At 33.0% G+C, this 14277-nt stretch carries 13 protein-coding genes; 8 read left to right on the top strand and 5 right to left on the bottom strand.

Annotated elements, in window-relative coordinates:
* Positions 1–14: 14 nt before the first annotated feature.
* The 6 genes from AC3VJB_RS13385 (at position 15) to AC3VJB_RS13360 (ending at position 6692) form a co-directional block, all read left to right on the top strand.
* The gene (locus tag AC3VJB_RS13385) at positions 15–530 is read left to right on the top strand and encodes a rhodanese-like domain-containing protein (RefSeq protein WP_047788227.1); all 516 of its coding nucleotides are present in this window, start codon (positions 15–17) and stop codon (positions 528–530) included.
* Positions 523–1158, top strand: coding sequence for a TIGR04282 family arsenosugar biosynthesis glycosyltransferase (locus AC3VJB_RS13380; protein WP_497667239.1), 636 nt, complete (start codon positions 523–525; stop codon positions 1156–1158). The genes AC3VJB_RS13385 and AC3VJB_RS13380 overlap by 8 nt, the downstream gene beginning before the upstream one ends.
* 102 nt (positions 1159–1260) lie before the next feature.
* A complete protein-coding gene (locus tag AC3VJB_RS13375; RefSeq protein ID WP_497667238.1) occupies positions 1261–2079 on the top strand; it encodes a purine-nucleoside phosphorylase in 819 nt (272 codons plus the stop codon).
* 211 nt (positions 2080–2290) lie between these two features.
* Positions 2291–3259, top strand: a complete 969-nt coding sequence (gene arsM, locus AC3VJB_RS13370) for an arsenosugar biosynthesis arsenite methyltransferase ArsM (protein WP_159610788.1) — start codon at positions 2291–2293, stop codon at positions 3257–3259.
* A 127-nt stretch (positions 3260–3386) separates the two neighbouring features.
* Positions 3387–4421, top strand: a complete 1035-nt coding sequence (locus AC3VJB_RS13365) for a S66 family peptidase (protein ID WP_437823607.1) — start codon at positions 3387–3389, stop codon at positions 4419–4421.
* An 87-nt stretch (positions 4422–4508) separates the two neighbouring features.
* Complete coding sequence (locus AC3VJB_RS13360) at positions 4509–6692, top strand: transglycosylase domain-containing protein (RefSeq protein WP_497667237.1); 2184 nt, start codon at positions 4509–4511, stop codon at positions 6690–6692.
* A gap of 26 nt (positions 6693–6718) precedes the next feature.
* On the opposite strand, the gene AC3VJB_RS13355 is transcribed toward AC3VJB_RS13360, so the two are convergent.
* The 5 genes from AC3VJB_RS13355 to panC all read right to left on the bottom strand — a co-directional run bounded on the left by AC3VJB_RS13355 (position 6719) and on the right by panC (position 11815).
* Entirely contained in the window at positions 6719–8071 is a 1353-nt protein-coding gene (locus AC3VJB_RS13355; RefSeq protein ID WP_497667236.1) for a TlpA family protein disulfide reductase, read from the bottom strand.
* A gap of 107 nt (positions 8072–8178) precedes the next feature.
* Positions 8179–9540: a DNA repair protein RadA gene (gene radA / locus AC3VJB_RS13350; RefSeq protein ID WP_047788221.1), complete on the bottom strand. Its 1362-nt coding sequence runs from the start codon at positions 9538–9540 to the stop codon at positions 8179–8181.
* Between the two features lie 35 nt (positions 9541–9575).
* On the bottom strand, positions 9576–10526 hold the full coding sequence (locus tag AC3VJB_RS13345) for a lysylphosphatidylglycerol synthase transmembrane domain-containing protein (RefSeq protein WP_231128361.1): 951 nt from the start codon (positions 10524–10526) through the stop codon (positions 9576–9578).
* Between the two features lies 1 nt (position 10527).
* Positions 10528–10878: an aspartate 1-decarboxylase gene (gene panD, locus AC3VJB_RS13340; RefSeq protein WP_028891458.1), complete on the bottom strand. Its 351-nt coding sequence runs from the start codon at positions 10876–10878 to the stop codon at positions 10528–10530.
* An 88-nt stretch (positions 10879–10966) separates the two neighbouring features.
* A complete protein-coding gene (gene panC / locus AC3VJB_RS13335) occupies positions 10967–11815 on the bottom strand; it encodes a pantoate--beta-alanine ligase (RefSeq protein WP_239178420.1) in 849 nt (282 codons plus the stop codon).
* Positions 11816–11911: 96 nt separating this feature from the next.
* Here panC and AC3VJB_RS13330 point away from each other — a divergent pair, with 96 nt between their 5' ends.
* Both AC3VJB_RS13330 and AC3VJB_RS13325 read left to right on the top strand, forming a co-directional pair.
* Complete coding sequence (locus tag AC3VJB_RS13330) at positions 11912–12727, top strand: glycogen/starch synthase (RefSeq protein ID WP_159488958.1); 816 nt, start codon at positions 11912–11914, stop codon at positions 12725–12727.
* Entirely contained in the window at positions 12727–14274 is a 1548-nt protein-coding gene (locus AC3VJB_RS13325) for a DUF4270 family protein (RefSeq protein ID WP_047788217.1), read from the top strand. Before AC3VJB_RS13330 ends, AC3VJB_RS13325 begins: the two co-directional genes overlap by 1 nt.
* Positions 14275–14277: the final 3 nt, after the last annotated feature.

The raw sequence follows: 14277 nt of genomic DNA, 5'->3' as shown, positions 1-14277 counted from the left end.
AATGTTTTTTAGATATGAAAAACCTCTTCTTTCTCATATTATTAATATCCGTAAATTCTTTTTCTCAAAAGAACCTAGAACAGTTATTGAAAAAATATAATACTGAAAGTGTTCCGTATATTTCTGTTAGTGAACTACAAAAAGAAAAGCCTTTCGACTCCGCTCAAGGTGACAACACAATTATACTCGACGCTCGTGAACCTAGAGAATTCAAAGTCAGTCATCTTAAAAATGCTATTTGTGTCGGTTATGATCTTTTTAATTTAGAAAACACCTTAGCAAAACTTCCTAAAAACAAGAATACCAAAATTGTAGTATATTGTTCTTTAGGAATCCGTTCAGAAGACATTGCCGAAAAACTACAAAAAGAAGGTTTTATCAACATTTTTAACCTATATGGTGGTATTTTCGAATGGAAAAACCAAGGAAACACAATCGTTAACCTACAAAACAAACCTACAGAAAAAGTCCATGCTTTCAATAAAGAATGGAGTAAATGGTTACACAAAGGAGAAAAAATATATGAATAATCAAAATGAAGTGTCATTTCGAGAGCAGTCGAGAAATCTTCTTCTAATATTTACTAGAAACCCAGAATTAGGCAAAGTAAAAACACGTTTAGCTAAAACAATTGGAGACGAAGCTGCGTTAGATATTTATAAATTCTTATTAGAACACACAAAACAAGTTACCCAAAATTTAACTTGCGATAAAGCTGTATACTACTCGGTAAAAGTTCACGAAAATGATATTTGGAATGCTCCAGTATATCAAAAGCACCTGCAAGAAGGAAACGATTTAGGTATACGAATGCACAACGCTTTTCAACAAGCATTTTCTACTAGATATGAAAAAGTTGTAATTATTGGTAGTGATCTACCTGATTTAACTTACGAACACATCAATGAAGCTTTTGAAAAATTGAATTCTAATGATGTAGTTATGGGGCCTGCAGAAGATGGCGGTTATTACCTATTAGGCATGAAAAAACTCCATGCTAATATTTTTCAAAATAAAGACTGGGGAACCTCAACTGTTAGAAAAGATACCTTAAACGATTTACAAAACGAATCAGTACATTTGTTAGAAACCTTAAATGATGTAGATGTTTTTGACGACATCAAAAACAACCCAGTATTCAATCAATTTTTAAACTAACCGTCATTACAAGGGAGTATACGAACGAAGTAATCTGCCTATCTCGAAGTCATAACTTAAAGATTGCTTCGCTATCGCTCGCAATGACAAACACAATATAAAATGCTAAAAAAACAACAACTACAAGAAACACAAGAATTTCTTCAACACAAAGGAATTACCAACCCAGAAATAGGAATTGTTTTAGGAACAGGATTAGGAAAATTAGTCGATGAAATAACCATTGAACAAGAAGTACCGTATGCTGACATTCCACACTTTCCACAAGCAACTGTAGAATTTCATTCAGGAAAATTAATCTACGGAATCTTATCGGGTAAAAAAGTGGTAGTAATGTCGGGTCGTTTTCATATGTACGAAGGGTATAATCTATGGGAAGTGACCTACGGTATTAGAACTATGCACGCACTAGGCATTAAAACTTTGTTAGTTTCTAATGCTGCAGGCGCTATTAACCTTTCTTATAAAAAAGGGGATTTGATGTTGCTTGAAGATCATTTGAATTTACAAGGTGGTTCTCCCCTAGCCTTTAAAGGAGCAAACGAGTTTGGAAATATTTTTGCCGATATGTTAGAACCATATTCAAAAAAATTGAACACTCAAATGAAAGCTATTGCTAAAGCTAACGACATAGACCTGAAAGAAGGTATATATGCTAGTGTTGTAGGTCCGCAATTGGAAACTAGAGCTGAGTATAGAATGTTACAAATTTTAGAAGTAGATGCGGTAGGAATGAGCACTGTTCCTGAAGTTATCGTAGCAAAACAACTCAACATTCCGTGTGCAGCTGTTTCGGTATTAACCGATGAATGCGATCCCAAAAATTTACAACCTGTAAATATTACCGAAATCATTGAAGTTGCAGGAAAAGCAGAACCTAAAATGATCACGCTTTTTAAAGAATTAATTAATGAATTATAACATCATTCCGAACATAGTGAAGGAATCTTTTTAATGGAAGTAGCATCCAACCTTGAGGTTTCTCGCTTTAGCATGTCTTAAGCGGCAGTCGAAAGGCTCGAAATAACAAAACAAATTATAAAGCAAGACTATTAGAATCAAGAACCTAGACAAACAACACAAGCCTTTATTCTTTTATCTAACAGCGTAGCGGTCTTTAATCTTAAAAAATATGAGTTACTTAGAAACCACCAAAAATGTATACAAAGAAGCAGCGTTAACCCCTGATGTTGGTTTATGCTGTACAACAAACCCTATTTGGGAGTTACCAGGATTAAAAATTCCGAAAATCATGCAAGAAATGAACTACGGATGTGGTTCTACCGTACATGCTCGTGATTTAACCAACAATCCTAAAATATTATATGTAGGTGTTGGTGGCGGAATGGAATTGTTACAATTCTCTTATTTCTCACGTCAGAAAAACGGAGTGATTGGAATTGATGTGGTAGATGAAATGCTAGAGGCTTCTCGAAAAAATTTTGTGGAAGCAGAAGCTCAAAATCCTTGGTTTAAAAGTGAGTTTGTCGATTTACGAAAAGGTGATGCTTTACACTTACCTGTGGAGGACAACTCTATTGATGTAGCTGCTCAAAACTGTTTGTTTAACATTTTTAAAGCTGAAGAACTGAAAAAAGCCATTGCTGAAATGTACCGCGTGTTAAAACCTCACGGACGTTTGGTTATGAGTGATCCTACGTGTGAGCAACCTATGAACGAAACCTTGCGTAATGACGAACGTTTACGTGCCTTATGCTTAAGCGGAAGTTTACCGATTACGGAATACGTAAAAATGCTGACGGATGCTGGTTTTGGAACTATTGAAATTAGAGCACGTAAACCATACAGAATTTTAGACCCCAAAAATTACCCTACCGATGAATTGATTTATATCGAATCGATTGAAGTAGCTGCGATTAAAGATCCAATGCCTGCTGATGGTCCATGTGTATTTACAGGTAAAGCTGCCATTTACTTTGGAGATGAAGACTATTTTGATGACGGAGCAGGACACACCTTATTAAAAAATCAACCCTTAGCGATTTGTGATAAAACAGCCGCAGCCTTAAAAGCGTTAGGAAGAGACGATATATTTTTCTCAGAATCTACCTATCATTACGATGGTGGTGGATGTTGTTAGACATAAACTACTTTAGTTCTGAACCTCGCTAAAGCGAGGTTTTTTATTGCAAAAAAGGTTAACTTCGCCTCTAAAAAATAAAGTTTTTTATAAACTTACAACCATAAAAACACTTTTAAAAACAACCATGATAAAACCAAAAAAATTACAAAAAGGAGATAAAGTAGCTACAATTTCTTTATCATGGGGAGGTGCTGGAGAAATACCTAATAGATATCAAATAGGAAAAAAACAGATACAAGATAATTTTGATTTAGAAGTTGTTGAAACTAGAAATGCGTTAAAACCTGCTAAATGGATTTATGAAAACCCAAAAGCAAGAGCTGAAGACTTAATAGAAGCTCTTGAGGACAAGTCTATAAAAGCAATCATTTCTAACATTGGAGGAGACGACAGCATAAGAATGCTACCTTTTATCGATTTAGATATTATTAGAAAAAACCCAAAAATTTTTATTGGTTTCTCAGACTCTACTGTAACACATTTTTGTTTTTATAAAGCGGGAGTAACATCTTTTTATGGAACTTCAACACTTGTTGGATTTGCTGAAAATAATGGAATGCATCAATACCAAATAGATGACATTAACCAAACTTTATTTTCTAATAAAATTATAGGGAAAATTAGCCCTAATACTGAAGGTTGGACATCTGAACGATTAGAATGGGAAAATCCAGAAAACCAAAATATATCAAGACAGTTAACAAAACCCAATGGATGGAAGTTTTTACAGGGTACAAAAACAGTATCTGGAGAACTATTAGGGGGATGTTTCGATGTTTTAGAAACCTTAAAAGACACAAAATTATGGGTAACCCCTTCAGATTGGAAAGGTAAAATATTGTTTTTTGAAACATCAGAAGCAATGATGCCTCCCCATTATTTTCTTTGGATTTTAAGAAACTATGTTGCTTCTGGTATTATACATAATATTAAAGGATTAATAGTTGGTAGACCTTACAATAATCAATATGTAGTAGAATATGAGAAAGCATTAATTCAAGTAATTAGAGACGAAGCTGGTTTAACAGATTTACCAATAATTACAGAAATGGATTTTGGACATACTTGCCCTACTTTCACAATTCCCTACGGAATAAAAGCAGAAATAAACTCCGTAGATAAAACTTTTTCTATAATTGAAAGCGCTCTAACAAATTAAAACCAATTTCTAATCACATCTCTCTTAACCCAAACCATTATATTACACTCTTACAATTTTACCAACTAGAATTCGTTATTTTGTACAATGAAAATATTGAAAGAAATACAACTTCAACTTAAAGGAAGTAAGAAATTAACTCTTTTGTTAAAATACGCTACAGGATTAATACTGTTTGGAGTTCTTTTAGTAGTAGTATTATTTTCGTTAGTATATTTTGAAGTCTTTGGGAAGCTCCCTAATAAAGAAGAATTGACATCTATCATCAATGAAGAAGCTTCTTTAATTTATTCATCAGACGAGATAATTATAGGTAAACTATTTGCTGAAAACAGAACCAATGTTCGACTAGAACAAATTCCAAATTACTTAAAAGAAGCGTTAATAGCTACAGAAGATAAACGATTCTATTCCCATAATGGCTACGATGGTCAAAGTTATGCACGTGTTTTCTTTAGAAGTATTTTACTACAAGACGCCTCAGGTGGTGGCGGAAGCACCATTACACAACAGTTAATTAAAAACCTATACGGAAGGCAATACCATGGTTTTTTGAGCATGCCTATCAACAAAATCAAGGAGCTCATCATTGCCAGTCGTATGGAGAAACTGTACAGCAAAGATGAGATCTTGTTATTGTATTTAAACTCGGTTCCTTTTGGAGAAAACAATTTTGGGATAGAATCGGCTGCTAATCGATTTTTTAACAAATCAGTTAGCGAATTAAACATTGAGGAATCAGCTGTATTGGTAGGAATGTTAAAAGCTAACACCTATTATAACCCAAGATTGAATCCAGAAAATGCTAAAAAGCGCCGTAATACAGTTCTTCAGTTAATGAATAACGAAGCCTATTTAAGTAATAAAGTTGCTGATAGTTTACAAAAACTACCTATTACACTTAACTACAAAAACCTTGATGTAAATGCCACTGCTGGTTATTTTACCTATCAAGTAAAGAAAAAAGCAGTAGAAATTGTAAAAAAAATAAATGACAGCACCAATACTTCTTATAATTTAGAAACCGACGGATTAAAAATTCATACAACACTGAATTACGATATTCAAAAAATTGCAGAAAAATCTGCTAAGGAACAACTCATCATCAAGCAACAACAATTAGACAAAGAATTAGCTTCAAACAGACTAAAAAATAGATGGTTAAAAAAGCAACAGTTTACAGAAGACGACAAACAAAATAGAACTATTCAACTCTTTGATTGGGATAGCACAAAAACCATTACTGGTAATAAAATTGACAGTCTTTGGTATTATGACAAAATGTTAAATGCTTCTGTTTTAGTTACGAATCCGAAAAACGGAGCAGTAATTAGTTGGGTGGGTGGTAATAACTTTAACACACTTCCTTTTGATATGGTGCTATCACACCGTCAAATAGCCTCGGCATTTAAACCGTTTTTGTATGCTACAGCACTGGAAAATGGAATTTCTCCGTGTGATTATTTTGAAAACGAGGAAAAAACCTATCCAGAATACGATAATTGGAAACCGAAAAATGCCGACCATAGCTCAACTCCTGATAAAAAAGTTGCCATGTGGTATGCGTTGATAAAGTCTATGAACATTCCTAGTGTAAACCTATACTTTAAACTAGAAAAAGAGTGGTTGATTGATACTTGTGAAAAGTTACTATTCCCAGAAGTTACTGACGACGCTCCTTCTATTGCTTTAGGCACACTAGATTTATCGCTTTTTGAAGCCACAAGAGCTTACGGTGCCTTTGCCAATAAAGGTAAAATGAATGATTTGTACATGATTCATAAAATTACCGATAAAGAAGGAAATGTCATTTACGAAAGTGAAAAGCAAAAGGCAAAAAGAGTATTTACAGAAGAAAGTACACAAACGTTAACTACTATTTTACAACAAGCTGTAGAGCGAGGAACAGGAGCTAGCATAAGAAATAGGTATAAAATTAAAAGTCCGTTAGCCAGTAAAACAGGTACTGCACAAAATTATACCAATGCTTGGTTTATGGCGTATACACCGAATATTGTTCTCGGAACCTGGATTGGTACCTCTAAAAATGACGTACATTTTACTAGCGGAAATGGCTCTGGTTCTTCTTTAGCTCTGCCTATTGTAGCCAACATTCTAAAAGAAATAGAAAACACACCCGAACTAAAGGAAAGATACTTAACCTCTTTTGGTATTCCTGAAGAGATTTCTTCGTCAATAGACTGCCCTCCTTACAGAGAAAAAGGAATTAAAGGATTTTTAAACAGACTTTTTGGAAAGAAAAAGGAATAGGTTTAGCTCTTTCAATAATTAGAAAGCTAATTCAACAGTTTATCTAAAAGAGTTTTTGTTTTGTCAAAAGAAGGTCTTGGAGCTTCTGATGTTACAATTTTGCCCTGAGGATCAATCAAAATAAAACGAGGAATAGAAGTTACTGCGTAGGCATTCATAAAATCACTCTCAAATGATTTATCAGCAAATAATTGCACCCCTACTAGTCCTTTATCATTTATCATATTTCTCCATGTATCTTTATCTTCTTTCTTATCCACAGAAATACTCACAAATACAATATTCTTATCATGATAACGCTTCTCTAATTCCTTGAGATAAGGAATCTGTTTAATACAAGGTGTACACCAAGTTGCCCAAACATCAATGTAAACATACTTCCCTTTAAAATCCCCTAAACTAAACTCTTTCCCTCCTATATCCTCAAAACTAAACTCTGGTGAAGCATCTCCTACGGTTAATGCTTTTGAATTAATTATTTTCTCATATTTTTTTTCAACAGCTTCAATAAAAGGTTTATGATTAGTAACCTTTTTAATAAGATTAAGATAATCTTTTGCACGATTCTCCTTTATTGTTATTTTAGAATAAAACCCATTTACCAAACTAATAGCTAATTCTTTAGATGGAACCCTGCGTAAAACATTTAACATTTCATCTACATTAGGGGCTGCATCTATACGTTTACTCCAAACAGAATTCACCAAATAACGAAAGTATAACTGTTTTTTATAATCCTTATCATTATTGAGATTCACTTTTTTTATTGGCTCATAAAAATTCTCTGAAAGTATAATATCATCTCCTAAATAAAACTTATAATTTGATTTATAATTTTGAATATTAAGAAGTCTTTCATACTCTAATGATTTTTTTTCTTCTTTTACAAAAAATCTCTCAACATCATATTGAGATAATAAAGTTAAATGAGCGTCTTTAATTTTCATTAAGTTTTTAAGATATACTGTTTCATCTACTTTATAAAAAGCTTCAAAATCTTTGGTTAGTTCTTCTTTTACTTTTGCTTTCTTAGCAAGGTATTTATTTCGTGTTGCACCTTTACCTTCAAAAACAAGAGTTTCTTTAAAGTTTTTAGCATCAAAAAAAATACTCAACTCATCTTTAGGGTTAAGGTAAATGTAAATCGTATTACGTCCATATTTAAGGAAATAATAACCTCCTTCTATCTCAGCAGAAATACTGAACTTACCATCAACATCAAGTTCAGTAGATGTTAATTTTTGATTATTAAGGTATGTAATAGTAATCGGATCAGATGAATGATTCTTTACTTGTCCTAAAATATTTATTTTCCCTGAATTTCCTATTGCAGATAAGCTAATAAAGATTGCAAAAAAAGTATGGATAAACTTACTCATTTGTGTTGGTAATTAATTACAAAAAAACGCGTTAAAGGTAATAATCTATTTCATTACCATATTACCAAGGACTAATAATTTTAACACATTATAGATATATACCTCTCTTAAGCAAACAAGGTAGCAAAAGCCTCTTCAATCTTACTTACTAAAATCAGTTTTATAGAATGGTTTTTGCTCGTAATCTTGTTGTATTTTGAGGTTACAAAGGTTTTATATCCTAACTTTTCAGCTTCGGTAATACGCTGATCTATTTTAGAAACAGGACGAATTTCACCTGCTAAACCAACTTCAGCTGCAAAACACACATCAGGATTGATCGCTAAATCTTGATTTGACGATAAAATCGCTGCTACTACTGCTAAGTCTATCGCGGGATCATCTACATGAATTCCACCCGTAACATTTAAAAACACATCTTTTGCTCCTAACTTGAAACCCGCACGTTTTTCTAACACTGCTAAAATCATGTGCAGACGTTTTAGGTTATATCCTGTAGTAGTTCGTTGTGGAGTTCCATAAACCGCTGTTGAAACAAGCGCTTGAATTTCTATCATTAACGGACGAATTCCTTCTAAGGTAGATGCAATGGCAGTTCCACTTAAATCAGCGTCTTTTTTTGAAATTAAGATTTCTGAAGGGTTCGATACTTCTCGCAATCCATCCGATAACATTTCATAAATCCCTAATTCAGCCGTAGAACCAAAACGGTTTTTTTGTGAACGTAAAATTCGGTAGGTATGATTTCGATCTCCTTCAAATTGCAACACTACATCCACCATGTGCTCTAAAATCTTAGGCCCCGCAATATGTCCTTCTTTATTAATATGTCCAATTAACAAAACTGGAGTTGCCGTTTCTTTTGCAAATTTTATCAATTCTGCGGAAGTTTCTCGTATTTGGGAAATACTTCCTGGTGACGCTTCAATTGTATCCGTATGTAAAGTTTGGATAGAGTCTATTACCAACACATCTGGCTGAACTTCTTCAATATTTTTAAAAATCTGTTGGGTATTCGTTTCGGTAAGAATTAAACAGTTAGGATTTTTTCCTTCGATACGTTCAGCACGCATTTTAATCTGCGACTGACTTTCTTCTCCAGACACATACAATACTTTTTGCGGAATTTGTAAAGCAATTTGTAACAACAACGTAGATTTACCAATTCCTGGTTCTCCGCCTAATAACACTACCGCTCCTTTCACCAATCCGCCACCTAAAACAGTATCTAACTCTTGATTCTTGGTGCCAAATCGCTCTTCTGGATTCAATTGAATATCTTCAACTCGTAAAGGTTTCGCTATTCTTTTTTGTGTGTTTGATGGCGATTTCCAACTTCTTTTTTCTTCTTTTTGAATCACTTCTTCAACAATAGTGTTCCATTCTTTACATGAGCCACATTGCCCTACCCATTGCGCGTGTTGCGCGCCACAGTTTTGACAGAAAAAAGTTGTTTTGGTTTTTGCCATTCGATTTGTAAGATTTACTTACAAAGAAAAGAAAACTATTTGTTTTTATTATAGATGGGTAAGAACAAAAATGCTAACCCTCCAAAGACAATAATCATAGCCGTTTGAGCTGTCCACATAATCCAACCAAAGGCTGTTGCAGGTTCTTCAGCAATTCCAAATAAAGCCAAAGCTCCAGCTACGGCAACAGGATACAATCCTATCCCTCCATTAGTCGCCGCAATCGCAAATCCACCAGCGATAAACCCGATTAAAACACCTCCTAACGGAACCTGTAATCCATCAATTGCTGGAATGGTTGCCCAAAACATTAACACATACATTACCCAAATAAATACGGTATGAAATATGAATGCCCATTTATGTTGCATTTTCAAAATACTGGTTACTCCCTCAATTAATCCTGCTACAAAATTTTTGATTTTTAGTCCAATTCCTGATTGCGCTTTTTTTACAAACCTTGTAAAAATCATAAACACTAAAACCAAGCCACCAATAAGAACTCCTATTTTAATTGGATCAAAATTTTTAGTCAGTAATTCATAAATAAAATCAAATTGTACAAAAAGTGTAATTACTATAATACTCAACATCATTAGTAAATCTGCCATTCGTTCGGCAACGATAGTACCAAAACCTTTTTCAAACGGAATGTTTTCATAATTAGTCATTACAGCTGCACGAGACACTTCTCCTGCTCTTGGGACTGCATAGTTTACTAAATACGCTACTAAAACCGCCATAGTACTATTGCCAAAATCTGGTTTATACCCCATAGGCTCCAATAAGAACTTCCAACGATAAGCACGAGATAAGTGACTTAACACCCCAAAAAACAGTCCTAAAGCTATCCATCCGTAATTAGCATCTTTAAAATATTGTACTAAGGTTTCAATTGAAATTTTTGACAATGAATACCAAACTAAAAAACCTCCCAAAATGAGAGGTAATAGTATTTTTGTGATTTTCTTTACTGATATACTCAAACTATTCTAGCAAGTTGTTTTCTTCGTTAGGAAATACTAATTGTGGTTTAAACTTTTTGGCTTCTTCTAACTCCATAAAAGCATATACAATTAAGATAAGTACATCTCCTTTTTGAACCCTACGAGCTGCAGCTCCATTCAAAGTAATTTCACCACTCTTTCTTGGTCCTGGAATTGCATAGGTTTCTAAACGCTCTCCATTATTGTTATTCACAATCTGTACACGTTCTCCTTCAATAATTCCAGCAGCATCCATTAAATCTTCATCAATGGTGATACTTCCTATATAATTTAAATCCGCGTTGGTTACTTTAACACGGTGTATTTTAGATTTTACTACTTGTACTAACATGCTGCAAAAATAATTGTTTTTTAATGAATACTAGATTGTTTTTTGATGATTTTAACATTATTACAAAGCTCATTCTTAAGCTCAAACATTAACTCTTTAAACGAATATTATCTATCAAGCGAATGTCTCCAGCAAAAACAGCTATAAACGCACGATACTTCATATTTTCTTTAGTCTCTGTTACCGTTTGCAATGTTTTTTCATCTGCAATGGTAAAATATTCTAATTCAAGTAACGGATGATTTTTAAATTGTTTTTTCACCCATTTTGTTAACTCTTTTGGATCTTTTACTCCAAATTTCTTTTTTGCTTTTTTTAATGTTTTATAAATAAATGGTGCAGCTTCACGGTATTCTTTTGTTAATCTCGTATTTCGAGAACTCATAGCCAACCCATCATCTTCTCTAAAAATTGGTCTTCCTTTAATTTTTACTGGTAAGTTATATTTTTCTACTAACTTTTTAATAATTTGCAATTGCTGAAAATCTTTTTTACCAAAATAAGCAGTATCTGGTTCTACTATTTCAAATAACGTTTTTACTATTGTTCCAACACCATCAAAATGACCATCTCTAAACCTCCCTTCCATTTGATGTTCTAGCCCATCAAAATCAAACTTTTCTGATGTAATATTTTCGGCATATATTTCTTCTACTGAAGGAAAGAACAACACATCACAATTAGCAGACGTTAACAACTCCACATCACTTTCATAAGTCTTGGGATATTTATCTAAATCTTCTTTATTATCAAACTGTGTAGGATTTACAAAAACACTAACTACTGCAATATCATTCTTCTTTTTTGCTCTTCTAATAAGCGATAAATGCCCTTGATGAAGAGCCCCCATAGTTGGAACAAACCCGATTGATTTTTTATCCTTTTTTTGAGATGATAAAAACTCTTTTATTTCAGATTTTCTTGTGAAAATTTTCATTGTTATTTAATTGAAATGCATGCAAAATTAGCAATTTAACACGATTTTTGCATTAATTTTCGTATTTTTGCACCTTCAATAAAAGAGACCGATTTAATGAAGGATAAGAGAATTTTATATGTTTCATCAGAGGTAACACCATATTTACCAGAAACAGAATTATCGTCTACCGCATTTAACGTTGCTAAAAATGCACATTCTAAAGGAATTCAAACCCGTATTTTCATGCCTCGATTTGGGGTGATTAATGAGCGAAGGCATCAGTTACACGAAGTTATTCGTCTATCGGGTATGAACCTAATTATTAACGACATGGATATGCCTTTAATAATTAAGGTTGCATCCATTCCTAAAGAAAGAATGCAAGTATACTTTATTGACAATGATGAATATTTTAAGCGTAAAGCAGTTTATTCTGACGAAGACGATAAGCTTTTTGAAGATAACGATGAGCGTATGATTTTCTTCGCTAAAGGTGTAGTTGAAACCGTTAAAAAATTAAACTGGGCTCCTGATATTATTCATGTTCATGGATGGATGGCATCTTTATTACCTCTATATTTAAGAGAATATTATAAAGAAGAACCTTTGTTTGCAGAAAGTAAGATTGTAACTTCGCTTTACAACAGCGACATTGAAGATTTAAATAAAGAAATGGCTAATAAAGTTCGTTTTGATAAGATTGAGGAATCAAAGGTAGCAACTATCGAAACACCGAGTCATTTAAACATTTTGAAAAGTGCTATTGAAAACTCAGATGCTATCATAAAAGGCAGTGAAGTTTTACCGGAAGAAGTTGAAACCTATATTAATGACAATAATGTAAAAGTTTTAGATTTTCAATCGGAAGAAACCTTAACTGAAGCATATTTAGAATTTTATAAAGAGAACGTTTTAGAATTAAGCGAATAATGATTAGAAAAATTGGTGTACTTGGTATTAGCTTGCTATGTTTAGCAACTATTACATCTTGTGAAAAAGACTTTAGTGAAGTAGGGACAAATGTTATTAATAATGACAAGTTTGAAACAGGAGAAATTCTATTGGATGTTAAAATAACTCCAATAGACACAAAAAATGTACAAGCTGATAATATTAACGCTACTATTAGTGATTATTGGCTAGGAGTGTATAACAATCCTAATGCTGAAAAAATTGAAGCGTCAATCATTTCTCAACTTGGTTATATACCAAACTTAAATAATAAAGACACAGATACCACTGTATTTAACCTTGATAAGGTTATCTTAAAAATTCCATACCAAGCTACTTCTTTAGGCACAACCGATGGCGTTACTAGTTTTAAATTAGATTCTATTTTAGGTAATCCTGATATAGCAACTAATGTTCAGGTACTAGAAAATGAAACATATTTAAATACATTAAACCCTAGTGATCCGTCTAAAAGAAATACTTTTTTTTCTGATAATGAATATTTAGGTGACAACGTATTAAGTGAAGGAGGTATTTATGAATTAAAACCTAAAGCCACAGATACTACTTTTATTTTTGACAGAATCGACAGGTCTTCTTCATTAACAAGCACAACAACTTACAAAGATACTGTCAGAGCTTTAAACTCTCAAAACCTTAAGGTTCCATTTTTAGCAATTCCATTGGATATAACAAAAATGAAAGCATTATTTTGGGATAAATTCCATAGAGTAGAATTTGCATCTAAGGAAGCTTTTGACAATTATTTTAGAGGAATTAAAATAGTAGCTACAGGAAGTGATGGGTCACTAGTTCCTTTAAATCTAGCTTCTTCACCTACTCCTTCTGTAGATTTCCTTTACACTAAATCTGATATTGATGGAACAACTATAAAAAAAACCACTGAGGGCACATATAGCTTTCCTCTTTCTGGTGTAAGAAATAGCATTTATAAAATGACTCCTGCTGCAAATCCAGCTCCCGCTAACAACTTTGTTATTCAAGGAACAGCTGGTAGGATTGCAGAAGTTGAAATTTTAGACGAGACAAAAGTTCAAGAATTAAAAAGTAATAACTGGCTAATCAACGATGCCTCACTTACTTTTTATATAAACCAAACAATTAATAATGATGCCAATGTTATTCCTCAGCAATTATTCTTATATCAAAATAAGAAAAACGAGGCAGGCGGCATTTCACCAACTCAGTTAACAGATGCTTATGTTGATCCAGCTTCATTTAGCGGAGTTTTAAAGAAAACTGACGATGATAACCCTGAAAAATATACTTTTAGAATTACCGATTACATTTCCAAACTATTATCGGGAGAAGAAAACACAACTACTGATCCTTTAGTTTTAAAAGTATACAATCCTACAGATGCCCCTGTAGTTAATAATGTTTTAACAACCTCTGTTAAATCCTATAACTGGAACCCAAGGGCTGTAACATTGTTAGATGGTAATGAGACTACTAACGGAACTAAAAGAGCTGTTTTAAAAATATCATATTCAAAAGAAAAGTAAGTT

This window comes from Tenacibaculum sp. TB-53, from assembly GCF_059716285.2.
The sequence above is the reverse complement of the archived record's forward strand: the minus strand, read 5'-3'. Positions and strand labels throughout refer to the sequence as shown.